The 18,417-nt window shown below is 62.3% G+C and carries 19 protein-coding genes; 8 read left to right on the top strand and 11 right to left on the bottom strand.

What is annotated here, in order from left to right; all coding sequences use genetic code 11:
- Nucleotides 1-38: 38 nt before the first annotated feature.
- From NAP1_RS13560 to glnE, 7 genes are all read right to left on the bottom strand, one after another.
- Complete coding sequence (locus NAP1_RS13560; protein WP_007165888.1) at nt 39-677, bottom strand: OB-fold-containig protein; 639 nt, start codon at nt 675-677, stop codon at nt 39-41.
- Nucleotides 678-1,238: 561 nt separating this feature from the next.
- Nucleotides 1,239-2,528, bottom strand: a complete 1,290-nt coding sequence (locus NAP1_RS13555; protein WP_007165887.1) for a cytochrome P450 — start codon at nt 2,526-2,528, stop codon at nt 1,239-1,241.
- Entirely contained in the window at nt 2,525-4,069 is a 1,545-nt protein-coding gene (locus NAP1_RS13550) for an acyl-CoA synthetase (RefSeq protein ID WP_193353899.1), read from the bottom strand. Before NAP1_RS13550 ends, NAP1_RS13555 begins: the two co-directional genes overlap by 4 nt.
- Nucleotides 4,070-4,321: 252 nt before the next feature.
- A complete protein-coding gene (locus NAP1_RS13545; protein WP_007165885.1) occupies nt 4,322-5,107 on the bottom strand; it encodes a M23 family metallopeptidase in 786 nt (261 codons plus the stop codon).
- A 111-nt stretch (nt 5,108-5,218) separates the two neighbouring features.
- Entirely contained in the window at nt 5,219-6,010 is a 792-nt protein-coding gene (locus NAP1_RS13540; RefSeq protein ID WP_007165884.1) for a ferritin-like domain-containing protein, read from the bottom strand.
- A gap of 5 nt (nt 6,011-6,015) precedes the next feature.
- The gene (locus NAP1_RS13535) at nt 6,016-6,489 is read right to left on the bottom strand and encodes a peroxiredoxin (protein ID WP_007165883.1); all 474 of its coding nucleotides are present in this window, start codon (nt 6,487-6,489) and stop codon (nt 6,016-6,018) included.
- Nucleotides 6,489-9,206 (bottom strand): bifunctional [glutamate--ammonia ligase]-adenylyl-L-tyrosine phosphorylase/[glutamate--ammonia-ligase] adenylyltransferase, encoded by a 2,718-nt coding sequence (gene glnE / locus NAP1_RS13530; protein WP_007165882.1) that lies wholly within the window; start codon nt 9,204-9,206, stop codon nt 6,489-6,491. Before glnE ends, NAP1_RS13535 begins: the two co-directional genes overlap by 1 nt.
- 115 nt (nt 9,207-9,321) lie before the next feature.
- On the opposite strand from glnE, the gene NAP1_RS13525 reads away from it, so the two are divergent.
- From NAP1_RS13525 to NAP1_RS16725, 3 genes are read left to right on the top strand one after another with little or no spacing between them, the layout of a single operon-like run.
- Nucleotides 9,322-11,016 (top strand): M28 family metallopeptidase, encoded by a 1,695-nt coding sequence (locus NAP1_RS13525; RefSeq protein ID WP_040465069.1) that lies wholly within the window; start codon nt 9,322-9,324, stop codon nt 11,014-11,016.
- Nucleotides 11,017-11,043: 27 nt separating this feature from the next.
- Complete coding sequence (locus tag NAP1_RS13520; RefSeq protein ID WP_007165880.1) at nt 11,044-12,024, top strand: agmatine deiminase family protein; 981 nt, start codon at nt 11,044-11,046, stop codon at nt 12,022-12,024.
- A gap of 43 nt (nt 12,025-12,067) precedes the next feature.
- Nucleotides 12,068-12,202, top strand: coding sequence for a hypothetical protein (locus NAP1_RS16725; protein ID WP_007165879.1), 135 nt, complete (start codon nt 12,068-12,070; stop codon nt 12,200-12,202).
- Here the strand turns inward: NAP1_RS16725 and NAP1_RS13515 are convergent.
- Genes NAP1_RS13515 through thrS form a run of 3 tightly spaced genes read right to left on the bottom strand, consistent with a single transcriptional unit; the run spans nt 12,199 to nt 15,716 of the window.
- A complete protein-coding gene (locus NAP1_RS13515) occupies nt 12,199-12,933 on the bottom strand; it encodes a sulfite exporter TauE/SafE family protein (protein ID WP_007165878.1) in 735 nt (244 codons plus the stop codon). The genes NAP1_RS16725 and NAP1_RS13515 overlap by 4 nt on opposite strands.
- Before the next feature lie 8 nt (nt 12,934-12,941).
- Nucleotides 12,942-13,697 carry a sulfite exporter TauE/SafE family protein gene (locus NAP1_RS13510; protein ID WP_007165877.1) on the bottom strand — a complete coding sequence of 252 codons (756 nt, stop codon included), beginning with the start codon at nt 13,695-13,697 and terminating at the stop codon, nt 12,942-12,944.
- 3 nt (nt 13,698-13,700) lie between these two features.
- Nucleotides 13,701-15,716 (bottom strand): threonine--tRNA ligase, encoded by a 2,016-nt coding sequence (gene thrS / locus NAP1_RS13505; protein WP_007165876.1) that lies wholly within the window; start codon nt 15,714-15,716, stop codon nt 13,701-13,703.
- Between the two features lie 355 nt (nt 15,717-16,071).
- Here thrS and NAP1_RS16525 point away from each other — a divergent pair, with 355 nt between their 5' ends.
- Genes NAP1_RS16525 through NAP1_RS13480 form a run of 5 tightly spaced genes read left to right on the top strand, consistent with a single transcriptional unit; the run spans nt 16,072 to nt 18,046 of the window.
- Nucleotides 16,072-16,248: a hypothetical protein gene (locus NAP1_RS16525; RefSeq protein ID WP_007165874.1), complete on the top strand. Its 177-nt coding sequence runs from the start codon at nt 16,072-16,074 to the stop codon at nt 16,246-16,248.
- Complete coding sequence (locus NAP1_RS16070; protein ID WP_007165873.1) at nt 16,245-16,853, top strand: hypothetical protein; 609 nt, start codon at nt 16,245-16,247, stop codon at nt 16,851-16,853. Before NAP1_RS16525 ends, NAP1_RS16070 begins: the two co-directional genes overlap by 4 nt.
- Nucleotides 16,850-17,449 carry a hypothetical protein gene (locus NAP1_RS13490; protein WP_007165872.1) on the top strand — a complete coding sequence of 200 codons (600 nt, stop codon included), beginning with the start codon at nt 16,850-16,852 and terminating at the stop codon, nt 17,447-17,449. The genes NAP1_RS16070 and NAP1_RS13490 overlap by 4 nt, the downstream gene beginning before the upstream one ends.
- The gene (locus NAP1_RS13485; RefSeq protein ID WP_007165871.1) at nt 17,446-17,844 is read left to right on the top strand and encodes a hypothetical protein; all 399 of its coding nucleotides are present in this window, start codon (nt 17,446-17,448) and stop codon (nt 17,842-17,844) included. The genes NAP1_RS13490 and NAP1_RS13485 overlap by 4 nt, the downstream gene beginning before the upstream one ends.
- Nucleotides 17,845-17,854: 10 nt before the next feature.
- Entirely contained in the window at nt 17,855-18,046 is a 192-nt protein-coding gene (locus NAP1_RS13480) for a helix-turn-helix transcriptional regulator (protein ID WP_007165870.1), read from the top strand.
- A 63-nt stretch (nt 18,047-18,109) separates the two neighbouring features.
- On the opposite strand, the gene NAP1_RS13475 is transcribed toward NAP1_RS13480, so the two are convergent.
- Nucleotides 18,110-18,373, bottom strand: coding sequence for a hypothetical protein (locus NAP1_RS13475; protein WP_007165869.1), 264 nt, complete (start codon nt 18,371-18,373; stop codon nt 18,110-18,112).
- Nucleotides 18,374-18,417: the final 44 nt, after the last annotated feature.

Here is an 18,417-nt window from a genome sequence, read left to right as displayed (position 1 = left end):
GCATGTGATTGATCCCGGTTCGCGTCAGTGAGTTTTCATCAATTCAGGGCCAACATCGGGTTTTCGTATTGAACGGCGTAAAATGTCTCGCCCTCGCGGCGCACCAGCATGACGGTCTCGCCTTCGCTCAGGATGGCGTTGGGGTCATGCGGTTCGACCATGACGAAATGGGGGTGGCCGTGGCGGTCGATGACCTTGGAGCGCGCAGGCGATCCGGCGCGTGCGCTGCCGATCTGTATTTCGGCATCGCGGCGAACGAGGCTGTCGAGCCCCACTGCGCTGGTCTCATCCTGCGGGAGCAGGCGCGCGAGCGGACGGGTGAGCACTCCTGTCACCGGCAGCGCGACCGCTGCGGCCACCGGGGCGGCGAGCCACATGGGCGCAGGCGCGCCGATCGTCTCGATAAGGGTCTGCTGACCTGCGACGCCGATTGCGGCGAACACGAACAGCAGAATGGCGAGCCAGATCAGGAATGGCACACGGCCAATCCCGAGCAGGCTGACCAGCGAGGCAAAGAACCCGGTCGGCTCAAGCCCGTCGGCATCGAGGTCGAGGTCGATATCCGCGTCTGCGCCGTCGAACATGTCGCCCATGCCGATCACCTGCGCGAGCGCGATGAAGATCAAGAGGATCGCAGCGCCTGCAAAAGGCAGGTTGTGCGGTTCCAGCAAAGTCATGTGAGCACTCCCTCCCAAGAAGCCCTCGCGTCAGCGCTACAAACGCAGCCGATTCCCTCGACCAGCATAGTCGAATTCGCGGCTCCGCAGCAGTTAAATGCGAAGCGTTTCCAAACTTTTCCCATGAATTGTCGATTAACACATGTTGTGTGAAAAAGACAGATAAATCGTATATTGCAGCGCAATAATTCGTGATTAAAACTTTATCTTGTCTGTATACCTTGTAATATTGCGCGCGCCTCCCCATATCGGGGGCTTAGGCAGTTGGGCTCCCTCAGCGCTTTGCCGCGATTTTCCTACATCGATGACGCTTGATAGGCCGGGTGCATGGCACCCTCGCACGCGAACACTTCCGGAAGGGTAAATGCGGCGCGCCGCGAGGTGGTCGGAGCGGGTGACACTTTCTCGGCACAAGGTCACGGTTTTGCGAGCGATGGCGACGCTTTTGGCCGCTACAGTGACACTTTGCGCGCCCAGAGTGACACAATCACGGTTTTGCCCCTGGACCGTGTAACATGCGGTCCACTTCTCGGCTTCGCGAAGCCCCAGAGCCTCTGCGAATCAGCTTGCCGTGATCCTCACTGGCAGCGTCTTGAGCCCGCCGACAAAGGTGCTGTTCGCGCGCCTCGCTTCGCCCGCTGGCTCGATCGCCTCGACCCGATCGAGCAGAGCTTCGAAGAGCAGCCGCATCTCAAGCCGCGCCAGATGCAGACCAAGACACTGATGCGCGCCCGCTCCAAAAGCGAGATGACGATTGGGAGAGCGCGCGGCGTCGAAGCGGCGCGGATTGTCGAACTGCGCGGGGTCGTGATTGGCGGCGACATAGTTGATCATCATCCAGTCGCCCTTGCGGATCAGCTGCCCGCCCACTTCGACATCCTCAGCAGCGGTGCGCATGAAATGCTGCACCGGGCTGGTCCAGCGGATCGCTTCCTCGACGATACCGGGGAGGAGCGAGCGGTCGGCCTTCACCCGCGCGAACTGCTCGGGGTCATTGGCGAGCGCCATCATCGCACCCGCAGTAGAAGCGCTGGTCGTATCGTGCCCGGCGGTCGCAACGATGATGTAATAGCCCGCCATATCGCGCGGCGGCAGCGGTTTGCCATCGACCGTCGCATTGGCGATGACGCTCGCGACATCGTCGGTCGGATTGGCGCGGCGCTCCTCGGCGAGCCTGGCGAAGTAGTCCTCGAACGTGGTCACGGCCCCGGCGACGAGCTGCACGACTTGCTCGGGCGACATGTTCTCGATGCCGCTGCCCGAAAGGTCGGCGTCCTGCCCGCCGAACAGCTGCTGCGTAAGCATCTGCATGCGCGGCTCATCCTCGGGCGGTACGCCGAGGATCTGCATCACGACGCGCAAGGGATATGGCCCGGCGACCTCCTTCACGAAGTCGAGTTCGGGCCCCGCCCCGATCATGCGGTCGACCGTCTGGTGGGCAAGCGCGCGGATCTCCTCTTCGATCTGCCTCAGGTTGCGCGGCATGAACCAGTCTTGTGTGAGCTTGCGATACTTCGGGTGGATCGGCGCATCGAAGACGACCAGCGAATCGACCAGCATGTCCGACCCCGTCGCCGCGCGGCTGAACTCGGTTGCTTGACGGGTGGAGAAGACGACGGGGCGCGGGTTGTTGAGGAAGGTCGCATTGTCCTTCGAGATGCGCATCACGTCTTCGTATCGGGTGACGAGCCAGAAGGGCTCGAAGCTGTCATCCTCGGCGACGATCTTGGCGACCGGGCTCTCCTCGCGGAGTCGGTCGAACAGGTCGAGCAGCGGGTCCCACCTCGCATAGCTCTCCGGCGCGATGACCGCGCGCGCATCGTCTTGCGCGAGGACGACAGGCTCGCTCACGCTTCGGCACTCTCTGCCGCCTTGGCCGCGAACTCGTCGCGCAGCTCGCGCTTGTACAGCTTGCCGTTCGCTTCGCGCGGAAGCTCAGGGCGGAAGTCGAAGAGCCGGGGCATCTTCACGCGGCTGAGGTTCGGCGCAAGGAAGTCGCGCAGCTCCTCTTCGAGCGCATCGCCCGCATCCTCCATCGCCATCGGCTGCACCACCGCAACCACCTTCTCGCCAAGGTCGGGATCGGGTGCGCCGATGACGGCAGCGTCCATCACCTTGTCATGCGTCACCAGCAGGTTCTCGATCTCTTGCGGGTAGATGTTGACCCCGCCCGAGATGATCATGTGGCTCTTGCGATCGGTGAGATAGAGGAACCCGTCCTCGTCCACATGCCCGATATCGCCGAGCGTCATCCAGCCCTTGGGATGCATGGCATCCTTCGTCTTGTCGGGGTCGTTGTGGTAGGTCGGAAGCAGCGCATTCTCGAAGTAGATGAGCCCGTCCGTGCCCGCCGGCACCTCCTCGCCATCCGGCCCGCAGATGTGGAGCGTGCCGTAGATCGCGGGACCGACGCTGCCGGGGTGGGAGAGCCATTCGGGGCTCTTGACCAGCGTCATGCCGATGCCTTCGGAGCCTGCATAGTACTCGTTGATGATCGGCCCCCACCACTCGATCATCTCGCGCTTGATCGGCACCGGGCACGGCGCTGCGGCGTGCAGCGCGCGCAGATGGCTGGAGAGGTCGTACCTCGTACAGATTTCGGGATCGAGCTTGAGGAAGCGTACGAAATGGGTTGGCACCCACTGGCTGTCGGTGATCTTGTAGGTCTCGATCGCCTTGAGCGCGGCTTCGGGTTCGAACTTCTCCATCACCACCACGGTCCCGCCGAGCCGGTGAACTGTCGAAGCCCAGCCGATGGGGGCTGCGTGATAGAGCGGGGCGGGCGAGAGATAGACCATCGAGCCATCGGTCGGCATGCCGGCGCCCATGATCGCAAGCCCCATGAGCGGGACCGCCGCCTGCACATCGGGATCCTCGGGAGGGGCGGGGCGAATACCCTTGGGGCGCCCTGTCGTGCCCGAGGAATAGAGCATGACGACGCCCGCGCTCTGGTCGGCGATTGGATCGGTTGGCTGCGCGTCGAGCGCGCTTGCGAAGTCCTCGTCTCCGCCACCATCGGCGATCAGGACTTCGAGGTCGGGAAGCTCTTCGCGAACGCCTTCGAGCACGTCGGCATAGTGGGTCGAGGTGATGAGGATCTTCGCCTTGGCATCCTTGATGATGTAGGCGACCTCAGGCGCAGTCAGGCGGGTAGAGATCGGCACAAGCATCGTGCCCGAACGCTGCGAGCCCCAGATGAGGGTGAAGAACTCGATCCGGTTCTCAAGCAGGACCGCAAACGCATCGCTCTCGCCAAGCCCCCTAGCGCGCAGCAATTGGGCGAAGCGGTTGGCAGCTTCGTCCATTTGCTTGAAGGTCATCTGCTCGCCGCTGCCGGCCATGATGACTGCCGGATGATCAGGACGGTTCGCGGCGTGCGCGATCGGATGCATGCTCATGTTCTCTCCCATTTGCAGCGCCGCGCCCGCGTGGGGACGTGCGGCAGCGCTTCTCTCTCGAGCAGGAGATTAACGAGGCGGCAGAGCCACTCAAGCGAAATCGGTTGCAAGAAGGAGACTGAACGAAGGCACGCCATGGGCCAGCCGAACGCGCAAAAAAAGGCGGCGGGAAAACCCGCCGCCTATACTCGGACACCCTCTCCAATGTCCGACCCGCTTCCAGGCGGGCAATCTGTTCAGAGCGGCTTAGGGGCCGCCAACGCCGACCCGGCGGCGTCCCGGAAGCATGTCGCTGCGTTCCTCGGCCATCTGGATCTGCTCTTCGGTCTCCACCATATAGGGAATTGGATTAACCGCAACCCCATCTACGCGGACCTCGTAATGGAGGTGCGGGCCGGTCGAACGGCCGGTCGAGCCGACATAGCCAATCACGTCGCCCTTCTTAACCCGGTCGCCAGCAGCCACCGCGAGGCGCGACATGTGCGCATAGCGCGTTTCAAGGTCGGCGCCGTGGTCGATGCTGATGTAAAGACCGTAGCTTGAGAACCAGTCCGCGCGGCCAACGATGCCGTCAGCGGTTGCGTAAATCGGCGTACCGGTCGGAGCTGAAAGATCGACGCCCTTGTGAGCGCGGCGACGGCGCAGAACCGGGTGGTTGCGCATTCCGTATCCGCTGCTCAGACGCGCGCCTTCGAGCGGCATGCGCGACGGGATCGAAACGGTCGAGCGTTCGAGCACCGTGGGCGCAACGCCCGATGCCTGCGGGCCCTTGTTGTCGAGAGCCGACCAGCTCGCGAACAGCTCGGTGAAGCGTTCGTCGTTGCTGGCAAGACCTTCATCCTGCGCTTCGAGCGCGGGCTCTGCCATGTCGGCTGCTGCTGCATTGGTGGAAGTGTTTGCAAGGGCAGGGCTTGCTGCCATCAAGCCCGCGGCGGCGCAAAAAGCGGCGGCGATCTTGGAAACTGGTCGCGAAATGCGCGAAATCATAATGACCCGGTCCTGACTGGCGTTCTCGCCATTGGTCTGAAGCACACGCGAATTTTTTTTCGTTTTTGACGGAACCTTCGCGATCCCGGAAGCGTATGCAATTTTGTAACGGCGAACTTTGCGCCTTGGTGCGGGGTCAGTTATCGGTGCGATTCGTTAATTCGCAACATCTTCGTAAAAGTCTCGCGATAGACCGGCTGCAAGACGCGCTGAGTCGTTGAACGGCGGTTTAATGGGCCCGCGAAAGTGGGCGCTTACCAGCGTTTTCCATGCTTCGGACGGCACTTGGCCGCTAGATTCGACAACTTTCAAAAAGTGCTTGGTGCCAAAGCCCACGTGACGAATTTCGTCGTCAAGGATGCGGGCGAGGATTTTTGCGCCGTGCTCGTCGCCTGCGGCCCGGACGCGCTCAAGAGTTGCAGGCGTGACGTCAAGTCCGCGCGCTTCGAGCACCATGGGAACCACCGCAAGACGCGCAGCGACGTCGTGGCGCGTGTCGTGCGCCGCCTGCCACAAACCGCCATGTGCCGGGAGCGCGCCGTATTGACTACCGAGGCGTTCAAGCTTGCGTGCCAGCAGTGCGAAATGCATCGCTTCGTCTGCCGCAACCGAGAGAAAATCCGATACGAACTCCTCTCCCATCTGCTCGCCGAATCGTCCTGCCATGTCGAGCGCGAGGTCAATCGCGACGAATTCGATATGGGCAAGACTATGCCACAGGGCGATTCGCCCGCGCTCCGATCCGAACTTGCCGCGCTTGGGCATTCGATTTGGTGCAAGCAGTTCAGGCCGTTCGGGTCGAGCAGGCTCGGGTGGCATCGTGACGTCAAATTCGAAAGCCAACGCACCCTTGCGCCATCGACGCGCGACATCGCGCGTGGCGAAGCACTTGGCGCGCGGCTCCCCGGTCAGGAGCGCGGCCCGAATGGCCGAAGCGACACTTTGCATAAAGGTCAGAGCGCTTTGGCAGCCGCCAGCACTTCCTCTGCGTGGCCCTTGACCTTCACCTTGTTCCAGACCTGAGCGATCTTGCCGTCGGCATCGACGAGGTATGTCGTGCGGACCATGCCCATGAAAGTCTTCCCGTACATCTTCTTCTCGGTCCAGATGCCGAGAGCATCGGACAGGCCGTCTTCTTCCGAGTCGGTCGCAAGCGGCGTTGTCAGGTCATGCTTGGCGATGAAGTTCTGGTGCTTCTTGGCCGAATCCTTGCTGACGCCAAGAAGCTCGACGCCTGCCTTGTCGAATTCGGTCTTGAGCGCGGTGAAGTCCTTCGCCTCGGTAGTGCAGCCGGGCGTGTTGTCCTTGGGATAAAAGAACACGACAAGCTTCTTGCCTTTGAAATCGGACGGCTTGACGGTCCCGCCATCGGGAGTGCCCATTTCGATATCGGGCATCGGGTCGCCTGCCTGGGGTAAATCGCTCATCAATCCAGCTCCAATGTCTGTTCGAAACTTTGCGCCCAGCTGCACGCGACAACCGCGCGCGCCTGATCGAGCCGGGCTTCGAGGTCCGCGTAGCTATCGCACTGACACGCTCGTGCAAGGGCTTTTGCGGCGGCGGGTGGGGGCTTTGAGCCGTCGGGAGCGAGCAGGCGGCCAGCAACCAACAGATCGGTCATGAGATCGTAGGCAGGCCACAGGTCCTCTCCGACAAGACCCGCCCGCGTCAGGGCAGGAATCGCCTTTGCAAAATCGGGCGCGAGCATATCCGGGTTCGCCGCCGCCAATTCAGCCGAGTGGCGCAGTTGCAGGAAGTGGACGAGAAACTCGACATCGACGAGACCTCCACGCAGCAGCTTGACGTCAAGATTGCCGCGCGCCGGTTTATGCTGCGCGATATCGGCGCGCATCTTGAGCACGTCTTTTCGCAAGCTCGCGGGATCGCGCTTCTGACATTGCACCTCGGCAATAACGGCGTCGACTTGCGCGCGGGCGCTGTCAGACCCTGCCAGCACGCGAGCGCGGTTGATTGCCATGTGCTCCCATGTCCACGCGCTCTCGCGCTGATATTTGGCAAAGGCTTCGACCGACACCGCGAGCGGTCCCTGATTGCCTTGCGGACGCAGCCTCGTGTCGACTTCGTAGAGCACGCCCTGCGCGGTCGGTACCGAGAGCGCAGCGCTGACTCTGCTGGAAAGGCGGTTGTAATAGAGCGTCGCGCCCAGCGGCTTTTCTCCGTCGGACTGATCAGAAAACTCGCCTGTGAACAGGTAGATCATGTCGAGGTCCGAGGCATGCGTGAGCGCGCCGCCGCCAAGCCTTCCGAGGCCGACGATGACCAATTCGCTCTCGTCGATCTGCCCGTGCCTTCGTGCGAACTCGCGCGCCGCAGCTTCGCGCGCGACGTTGATCGCGGCTTCGGCCGTGTCTGACAGCGCGGCGCCGATTTGCGAGGGCTTGTATTCGGCAGTGATGAGGCCAACGCCTAATGTGAAGCGCGCCTCACTGGTTATGTGGCGGATGCAATCGAGTTGCGCTTCGTAATCATCGCGCTCAGGTCCCTGGCGCATTTCTTCCAGCGTCGTCTCGAACAGATGCTCGAAATCGATCGGCTCGCGGTCGATCAGCACGTCGAGCGTTTCCGGCCGCCTTGCAAGCTCGTCCGCCAGGATCGGTGAGAGCGTGAGCGCTGCGACAAGCCGTTCGAGCACGTCTGGTTCGGCGCCGAGCAAGCGGAACAGTCGGATAGCCGAAGTCGTGCGCTCAAGGATGCCCTGCCACCGCGCAAGTGCTCGCTCGGGATCGTCGCTCTTGGCAATTGCCTTGAGCAGGCCAGGCAGCATGCGGTCGAATGCCTCGAGCGCCTGAGGGCTGCGGATCGCGGCATAGCGGCCATCGCGCCATTCCTCGATACGCGCAGCCAGGCTGTCCGGATTGTCGAAACCGAGAGCTTCGAGTGCGGCGGTGCGCTCGGTCGGTGGAGGCGCGCTCGCCACACTACGCTCCTCTTCGCCGATCAGCTCCTCGTAGATCGCTCCGGTTCGCTGGGTCAGTTCGACCAGTTCCTCAACCAGTGTCGCGCCGTTCTCGAGCCCGTCGAGCCGCGCGACACCGTCAAGTGCACCTGCTTCGGGCAGCGAATGGGTCTGGCGATCATTCACCATCTGGAGGCGGTGTTCGATTTCGCGCAGCCGGTCATATCCCTCGCCGAGCACCCTTGCTTGATCGTGCTCGATACGACCAGCCGCCGCCAACGCGTCGAGCGCCTCGCGCGTGCCTCTGACACGCAAGGAAGGGTCACGCCCGCCGTGAATCAATTGGTGCGTCTGGGCGAAAAACTCGATTTCGCGAATACCGCCGCGCCCGCGCTTGATGTCGAAACCCGGTCCAGGTCTCTTGGGGCCATCGTAGCTTTGCCGGATGCGCAAGGTGAGGTCGCGGATTTCCTCGACTGCTCCAAAATCGAGAGCCTGCCTCCACACGAAGGGCGCTATTTCGGCGAGGAATTTGCGGCCCTCCTCAATGTCACCTGCCGCGGCGCGAGCGCGCACGAAGGCGGCGCGTTCCCATGCGAGAGCCTGTCCTTGATAATGGGTCAGCGCCGAGCTGCGCGGGACGACGAGCGGGCTGATCTCGGCAGCGGGGCGAAGCCTCAAATCGACTCGCATCACATATCCCTCCGGCGTGTTGTCGGAGAGAATCTTGATAATCCGCCGCGCATATCTTTGCGCTACCTCGCCGGGATCATCGCTCTCGCGACGCGGGAGGGCTTGCGGATCGTAAAGAAGGATCGGGTCGATGTCAGAAGAGTAGTTGAGCTCGCCCGCGCCCTGCTTGCCCAGCGCAAGCGCAATCATGCCATCGCTTCTATATTCGCCGGTGCGCTCGACAATTGCGGCGCGGATCGCTTTGTCGAGCGCGTGATCGGCGAAATGGCTGAGTTCGCCCACCACACGCGCAAGCGGAAAGGCGCCTGCGAGATCGCCAACGGCAAGCGCGGTTGCGAGGCCAAGCCTATGGCGGCGAAGCGCGATGTCGACATCCTCGTGACCCCCGCGCGCCCTCGCCCATTCCAGCGCGGCTTCGCCCTGACCATCGGCGAGCAACTTCGCAAGTTCCCCCTGACGGTCGAGCGAACGTGCAAGAAAGGGCGCGAATTCGCGCGCGCGTTCGATCGCTCCGGTCCAGTCGGGCTCTGCCATGCGCAATCCTTTGGCCGCACGCCTGCGGCGGCGCAAGCCGCTTGCTAGGCACCGCGCGCTCTGCAACAAGCCGCGCTCACAGACACGTCATTCGAATGCGAGAGAGGAAATTTCGATGATTAGACGGGCAATGGCGCTCGGCGCTGCTGCACTGGCGCTTGCGGGCTGCGACGCGATGATGGGCACAGGAGAGGAAGCGCCCGCGCTCGACATCCCCGAGGTGGAAGCCGGAGACATTTCGCAGGCCACCATGGTCGACATCACCCGCGAACTTTCGAGCGATGAATTCGAAGGCCGTATGCCCGGAACGAAGGGCGAGGAACTGACCGTCGCCCTGCTCACCGAGCGCTTCGAAGCTGCAGGCCTCCAGCCCGGCAATGGCGACAGCTGGGTGCAGGAAGTCCCGCTGATCGAGATCACCGGCAAGAACTTCGCCCCGCTTACCATCACCAATGGCGAGACCGATCTCGTTTACGATTTCGGTCCTGAATGGGTCGGCGTCACTTATCAGGAAGAGGCTCGCACGCAGCTGGCCAACAGCGAGATGGTCTTTGTCGGATACGGCATCAACGCGCCCGAGCGTGGCTGGAACGACTATGAGGGCGTCGATGTCACGGGAAAGACGGTGGTGATCCTCGTCAACGATCCCGATTACGAAACCGAAGGGCTTGAAGGCACCTTCAACGGCCGCGCGATGACCTTCTACGGGCGCTGGACCTACAAGTATGAGGAGGCCGCGCGCCAGGGTGCGGCAGCCGCGATCATCGTCCACGACACCGAGCCTGCAAGCTATGGCTGGAATGTCGTTGAAAGTTCGTGGTCGGGCCCGCAGGCCTATGCCGCACGCGGCGACAACCCGCCGCCGCTGACCAAGATGAATGGCTGGGTCCAGAAGGACGTTGCGCGCGAGATCCTCGCCGCCGCTGGACAGGACCTCGACGAGCTGTCCGCAGCTGCCAAGACCGAAGACTTCCAGGCGGTCGAGCTCGGCATGACCGCATCGACCAGCTTCGAAAACGATTTCCGCACCTTCAGCTCGCAGAACGTAATCGGTGTACTGCCCGGATCAGAAGCGCCCGACGAATACATCATCCACACCGCGCACTGGGACCACCTTGGTCGCTGCACGCCTGCTCCTGATGGCGACGACATCTGCAACGGCGCGGTCGACAACGCGACCGGCACGGCTGCGCTCGTTGCGCTTGCAGAGGCGCATGTGAAAGCGGGCGCGCCGCGTCGCAGCCTCGTCTTCCTTGCTGTCACCGCAGAGGAATCGGGCCTGCTCGGCGCCTATTACTACGCGTCGAACCCGGTCTTCCCGCTCGACCGGACCGTTGGCGGGATCAACATGGACGCTTTCCTTGTTGCCGGACCTTCGCAGGACGTGACCGTCGTCGGGCCCGGCAAGTCGCAGCTCGACGACTTCCTCAACGCCGCGCTCGAGGCCGATGGACGCACCCCCACTCCCAATCCGAACCCCGAAGCTGGCTACTATTACCGCTCCGACCACTTCGCATTCGCCAAAGAAGGCGTGCCGATGCTTTATGTCGACGGCGGCGAGGATCTGGTCGAGGGTGGCCGCGAAGCGGGTGCGGCGCTAGCAGCCGAATATCGCGCTGACCGCTATCACGGGCCGAAGGACGAGTTCGACGAGAACTGGGACTGGTCAGGCGTGATGCAGGATCTTCAGCTGTTCTACCGCATCGGCCGCATGATGGCGATGAGCACCAGCTGGCCAAACTGGAACGATGGCGACGAATTCCGCGCCATCCGTGACGAAAGCTGTGCCAGCGCCGAAACCGGCTGCTGAAGTCGGCGAACGCAGCGAAGCCGATCCATGACCAAACTGATGCCTCCTGAATGGGCGCCGCAGGACTGGCTATGGATCGGTTTCCCGCATCTCGCCGAGGAATGGCCGGGCTGGCTCGCGCCTGCACAGGAGCAGATCGCGGCTTTCGCTTCCGCTGTGGCGGAAAGCGGGCAGGAGGTTCGCCTGCTGGTTCGCGATGCCGACAACGGAGCTCGCGCAAAGAGCCTTGTAAGTGACAAGGTCACTCTGGAGCGGCGGACTTATGGCGACATTTGGCTGCGCGATACAGGACCACTTATTGTCTCAGACGGCGGCTCGCGGTCGGCCGTCAGGTTCGGATTCAACGGTTGGGGCGGCAAGTACCTAATGCCCGGCGACCCGACGATCGGCGAGGAATTGGCTCGCGATGCGGGCCTGCCGGTCCAAAACTCGACCATGATCCTCGAAGGCGGGGCGTTGGACGGCGATGGCACCGGGCTGGTCGCTACGACCGAGCAATGCCTGCTCAATCCCAATCGAAACAGCGGAATGACACGCGAGGAAATCGAAGCCGAGCTCAAGGAGATGCTCGGCTTTGACCGCGTCCTTTGGCTTGGCGACGGCTTGCTGTGCGATCACACCGACGGCCATGTCGACAATCTCGCGCGGTTTGTTGGGCCGAACCAGCTGGTCGTACCGCATGCGACGGGCGATGATGATCCCAATGCGGCGATCTATGCCGATGCCAAGGCGCGCGCAGAAGCTTTCGGGGTCGAGGTGGTCACGATCCCCTCGCCCGGGCTGATCGAGCGCGACGGCATGATCGAGCCTGCAAGCTATGTGAACTTCGCAATCACCTCGAATCTCGTAGTCGTGCCGACATTCGGCTCCCCACACGACGAGGAAGGCGTGGCAGCAATCGCCGAGCTGTTCCCGGACCGGGACACGGTCGGATTGCCCGGCGATGCAGTGCTGGCAGGTGGCGGGGGCTTTCACTGCGCGAGCCAGCAAATGCCCTCCGCAGGCTGAAACTTAACGCCGCGTTAGGAATTTTGCGCGAGTTTGCTCCATCATGAGCAAAGCCGTCGCCATCACCCGCACCGCACTCGCCGAAGCGCGCCGCCGTCAGGCCGAAGCGCTGAGCAGCGTCATCGTGCTCGGTTGCGGCGCTGCGCTGATCCTCGCGGGACAGGCGCTACCTTTCTAAAGCAGCTTGGCCGCTGCACCCACAGCCGCCGCTCCCAGCACCAACGCCGTCGAAACCTGCCACTGGCGCGTCGTCACGCGTCCATAAGCCCTGTGCCCGAACCAGTCTCCGATAAGCAGTGCGGGAAACAGCGCAAGAGCGAGCGCAGCCTCGCGCCATGACCCGATGCCCAGCGCGATGAAGATGAGTGCCGAGAGCGGGGTGAGCACGACGAAAATCGCCATCATCGATGCGCGTGCGCTTGCGGGTGGAAGGCGGCCTCTGAGGTAGAACGGCGCCATTCCCGGCCCCGGCATCCCTGCAAAGCCTCCGAAGAACCCGGTCGCGAGGCCGGATATCGCCATGGCCGGTCTGCGCGGCATCACCACTTTGCCGAGTGGAACGACGACCAGCACGAATGCTCCGAGCGAAACCGCTGCGATCATGACCCGCGCCCAGTCGGGCGGCAAAGCGACCAGAGCCCATAGACCAAGAGGCATTGCCGCAAGTGCAATCAGGGTAATTGGCACAGCCGAGCCATCTGCATCGCGGCGAATGCGGCCGATGTCGGTGAGCCCGATCAGAAAGAGCGAGACGATGCCCACAAGAACCGCCGAAGACGGATCAATTGCCAACTGAAGCACAGGTACGAGAATGACCGAGAGGCCGAAACCTGCAAGGCCGCGCACGAAGCCTGCCGCAATGGCTGCGGCGATAGCCACGAAAATCGCTTCAGGAGTGAATCCGAACATGAGCGCGCTCAGATCAGCTTGACGAGCGCAGCGACAGCGGCAGCTCCCAGCACCACTCCGACACAGGCGCGCCATACCGGATCACTGACCTTGCCGAACGCAAGGCTGCCAATCCAGTTGCCGAGCAGGACCAGCGGAAAGAGCGCCAAGCCAAGGACCAAAGTTCGCCACTCGAGCACTCCGATAGCGGCTCCCGATCCGATCCCTGCCAGCGCGGCGATGCCGAAAATGCCGATCATCGAGGCTTTCGCGGTTATTCGCGGAATGTCGCGTCCGACGTAGTAGGGTACGACCGGAGGGCCGGGCATGGCCGCAAAACCGGTGAGCAAGCCTGCTGAAACGCCCACTGCTCCTGTCGTCGCGGCACCCGGTTGCTGCGCGCCGCGCTTGGGGAGCAGGATTGCGAAGAATGCGGACAGCGCGATCAAAGCAATGAGCAACCGGGCAAGGTCCTGCGGTGTTGCATCAAGCAGGATCAGTCCCGGCGCGGTTGTAATCAGGACGAGCACGCCAATCGCCAGCGCGCTGCGCTCGGCTTCGCGCAGGATCAGGCGAATCTCGGTGAGCGCGAGCAGCCCTGCCATTATGTTGATCGCGAGCACCGCTTGAACCGGCGTGAGCGCCAGCGCGAGGATTGGCACCAGCAATATGCCGAAGCCGAATCCCGTCAGCCCGCGAATGAATGCCGCCCCGAGCGTCGCCGCGACGGCAACCGCGATCTGGACCGAAGTGAAGCCGGCCAGAAAGTCCGCGATCAGTTCCAAGACTTAGCCGCGCAAATCGGGAGGCGTTGCCGCGTCGCGCAGCATGGCGATGGCTTCATCGAGGCTCATCACGCGCTGCTCTTTTTCGCCAAGAGTGCGGACGGCGACCGTGCCTTCCTCGGCCTCGCGCTTGCCGACGACCAGCAGGTGCGGGACCTTGGCAAGCGAGTGTTCGCGGACCTTGTAGTTGATCTTCTCGTTTCGAAGATCGCTTTCCACGCGAATGCCAGCTGCCTGAAGCTTGGCGGTTGCCTCGTTCGCATAATCATCTGCATCCGAAACAATCGTCGCAACCACGGCCTGCACGGGCGCGAGCCACGAAGGCAGGCGCCCGGCGAAGTGCTCGATCAAAATGCCGATAAAGCGCTCATACGAACCAAAGATCGCGCGGTGAAGCATGACAGGCCGGTGCTTCTCCCCGTCCTCACCGACATAAGTTGCATCGAGGCGGTCAGGCAGGACGCGGTCGCCCTGGATGGTGCCGACCTGCCAGGTCCGCCCGATTGCGTCGGTAAGGTGCCATTCGAGCTTGGGGGCGTAGAAAGCGCCTTCGCCCGGAAGTTCCTCCCAGCCATATTCCTCATTGTCCATGCCCGCCTCGGCGACGGCATCGCGCAATTCCTGCTCGGCCTTGTCCCAGTCCTCTTCCGACCCAAAGCGCTTCTCCGGGCGCAGCGCGAGCTTGACGTGGTAGCTGAAACCAAAGTCACGATAGACACTGTCGGCCAGAGCGCAGAACTTGCGCACTTCTTCGACCACCTGGTCCTCGGTGCAGAAAATGTGCGCGTCGTCCTGCGTGAACTGGCGCACGCGCATAAGGCCGTGGAGCGCGCCATGCGGTTCGTTTCGGTGGCAGCAGCCCATCTCGCCAAGGCGGATCGGCAAGTCACGATAGGACGTGATGCCCTGCTTGAAGACAAGGACGTGCGCCGGGCAATTCATCGGCTTGATCGCCATCCAGTCCGCATCGTCGGCGACCTTGGGCGAGGCTTCCGCTTCGCCGCTATCGTCGACGTCGGGTACGATGTCGGGCACCGCGAACATGTTCTCGGCGTATTTCCCCCAGTGCCCGGACTGGGTCCATTGGCGCACATCCATCAGCTGCGGCGTCTTGATCTCGCGATAACCACCGCCGTCCATCTTGCGGCGCATGTAAGCCTCGAGCTCGCGCCAAATGCGATAGCCCTTAGGGTGCCAGAAGACGCTCCCATGCGCCTCCTCCTGCAGGTGGAAGAGGTCCATCTCGCGGCCAAGCTTGCGGTGGTCGCGCTTGGCGGCTTCCTCAAGCCGGTGGAGGTGAGCGTTCAATTGCTTCTTGTTAAGCCAGCCCGTGCCGTAGATGCGCGTGAGCTGAGCATTGCGCTGGTCGCCGCGCCAGTATGCGCCTGCAACCCGCATCAGCTTGAAGGCCTGCGGGTCGAGCTTCCCGGTCGAGGCGAGGTGCGGGCCGCGGCACATGTCGAGCCAGTCGTCACCCGACCAGTATACCGTCAGCTCTTCGTTTTCAGGCAGTTCCTTCGCCCATTCGGCCTTGAAGCTCTCGCCCTCGCTCTCCCACTTGTCGATCAGCTGCTGGCGCGACCAGACCTCGCGGCGCAGCGGCTTGTCGGCCTTGATGATCTCGCGCATCTTCTCCTCGATGGCGGGAAGATCATCCATGGAAAACGGCTCACGCGAGGCGGGCGCCATCACGTCATAATAGAAGCCATCATCGGTCGCAGGTCCGAAGGTGATCTGCGTGCCCGGATAAAGCGCCTGCACCGCTTCGGCGAGGACGTGGGCGTAATCGTGGCGCGCGAGTTCGAGCGCTTCTTCCTCGTCCTTCGAGGTGATCAGCGCGAGTTCAGCGTCCCCCTCAAAAGGCCGGTTGAGGTCGCGAACTTCACCGTCGACACGCGCGGCGAGCGCAGCCTTGGCAAGGCCCGGTCCGATCGCGGCGGCCACATCGGCCGGCGTTGAGCCCGCTTCCATTTCGCGCACCGATCCATCGGGCAGGCTGATCTTGAGCAATTCGGTCATTCTTCAAATCCGTCTCGTTTCGCCGCGCCCTGCCACAAGCAGGCGCGCACCGGAAGGGCGGTGTGTCAGTCTTTTTGCGATTTCGGGAGGACACCGCGCCACCCGAAACCGGGTGGCGAGAGCGCCGAGCCTAGCCCAGCCGCGACCGCCCCCGGAAAACCGAGGTTGTCGTGGTGGTAGTTGTGGTCAGCGTCATGCCCATGGACCGGTAGATAGCGATCCATGGTTGCATTGTCATTACGCGAGTTGCGCACCCAGAGAACGGAAAGCCTCCGTTCCACTTTGGAAAGTTCGCTTGACATTATCGCGAATCAATGACAAGTTTCCTTTCCATAGTTGAAAGGGAGCTTTACCAATGACGGAGCAATCCAAATCTCTCCTATGGGCCGCGATCATCATCGCAGCCGCGCTCGTCTGCCTTGGCATCGACCTGAACACTGGCGCATCATTCGGTGTGATCAGCGGATTGTCGGGGGCTGCATGGGGCTCGCTCAGCAGCGACTTCAGCTGCGGGCGGAGCTGCGTACTATGACGCAGCTTGAAGGCAACGCATGGCGTACGCCCGGCCCGTGGGTCGGGTTGACCATCGGCACCGCCGCCCCGATCCTCGCTCTGGCATCTGCTGGCGCGATCGGGACCGGGCTCGCCGCAGGACTCATGATCGTGCCGCTGGCCCTCGCCATCCAGGTGGTTCGAACCATCAGGAACCCGGTCGAGTTGCAGGTTTATGGCAGCGAAGCGATGCGGACCTACAACAAGCGGATGCTTGTCGCGAGCATGGCTTATGCCGCTGGGGTCATGTGCGGGGTTGGGCTTTACAACAACGCAGAGCTCAGCGGTCCGCTCGCCTTTGTAGCAGCACTCCTTCCGACCATTCCTGCGCTCGCAATGGTGTGGGCGATGGGGCGTTACCTCACAGAAGAAACCGACGAATATCTGCGCCACCGCGCCAGCCTGTCGGCCATGATCGGCCTCGGTTTCGTGTTGGTGGCTGGAACCGTGTGGGGCTTCATGGAGACCTTTGGCGTTGCACCGCATGTGTGGGCCTGGTGGGTCGTTCCGATCTTCGCCATCGGCCTTGGCATCGGCCAGGTCGTGATCTCGAGAAATGAACGGTCGCAAGGAGACGACGAATGACCAAGCAAAACAGCAAGGCCGTGAACCGGTGCCTGGTTGCCGCGGTTTCTTCCGTACTCAGCGCGCTGGCGCTCCTGTTCCTCTGGAAGTCCGACGCCATCAACACCACGACCGCCTATATCCTTGCGATCGTCCCGGTGAGCTTGATGGTCTTCGCTTTCGTCAAGTCACTACGAGGTGCAGCGCGAAGTGGCCCTGCGGCCCAACGCTATCTCACGCGCATCGCGATTACGATGGCGTTTTACCTCATCACGCTTTTCATGGCCGAACACTTCCTTGAAGACCGCGGGGTGACGGGGCCGCTCGCCGTGCTGATCGCCCTATTACCGGGCCTTTCCTTTGCAGGTGTGATTTGGATTTTCGGCGCGCTGATCGTCGAGGAAAAGGACGAGTTCTACCGTCTGCTTTACGTGCGGCAGGGCCTGATCGCCACCGGCATTGCGTTTACGCTCGCAGCAGTCTGGGGCTTCCTTGAGACCTACAAAATTGTCGAATCGGTCGCCGCGTTCTGGTGGCCCACGATCTGGTGCGTCGGCATCGCCATCGGCGCGGTCGCAAACAAGATCAAATACGGCACCTTTGGAGAGATTCGATGAAGATGACCGTCAATCGGCTCGACAAGTTCCTCGTCCTACCGCTGATCGCAAGCCTCGTGATGATCGCAGAAATCGACGCGCCTATGGAGCAGGCAATAAAATTGTCGTCATTGATCAAGGGCGTCGCACTCGGTGGGGCCACGCTGGCTATGGCTTTGATCGTCGCAGCCGCTACCGCAATCGATCGGCGATGCAGCGAGGACTACATTTTCCAAATCCTCGCCAATGCAGCGCTCGTTGCATTGACGGCGACCATGATGATCAACCTGTTCTGGGTGCTTGGCGAGAAAGTCGTCGGCTTACCCGAATTGGCCAGCGACAATATCCTGGGCGTAGTCACGCTGTCCTGGGTCATCAGTTATTACTGGTTCCGAGTGCGGGGGATCGCACAGTGAGGGGCGCGCGATGAACAACCGCCTCAAGGTCCTTCGCGCCGAGCGGGACTGGAGCCAGCAAGATCTAGCCGACCGGCTCGGCGTTAGTCGGCAGAGCGTGAACGCGATCGAGAAGGGACGGTATGACCCGTCGCTTCCCCTCGCATTCAACATCTCCGAGGTTTTCGGCCTCCCGATTGAGGAAATCTTTAGCCGAGACTGAGCGCAAAACGAAAAGGGCGGCAATGCACTCGCCGCCCTTTTCAAAATTCAGTCTGATTGCCGCTTACGCAGTCGCGGGTTGGGGGATGCTCGCCACGGGTGCGGTCTCGCCTTCGGGCTGCGGCATCTCTTCCTCGCCCTGCTTCTTCTTGCGCATCCGGTTGATGGCATAACCGCCCACTCCGAGCGCGATCATGGCCGGAATGCTGAGGCGGCTCAGAACGAACGGCGCCGCTGCGCCAAGCACCGCGCCTGTTGTTCCACCGATATTCTTAGTCTGGTTTGCGAGTTTGCCGCCTGCGACGGCGCCGATAATCTTACCAAGCATTGCATGTCTCCTTCTACCTTTGCGAACAGAAGTGAAGCGCGATT

Origin of the sequence: Erythrobacter sp. NAP1 (assembly GCF_000152865.1) — a bacterium.
GTDB lineage: Bacteria > Pseudomonadota > Alphaproteobacteria > Sphingomonadales > Sphingomonadaceae > Erythrobacter.
Note: the sequence above shows the minus strand (reverse complement) of the source record. Positions and strands in the feature narration are given on the sequence as shown.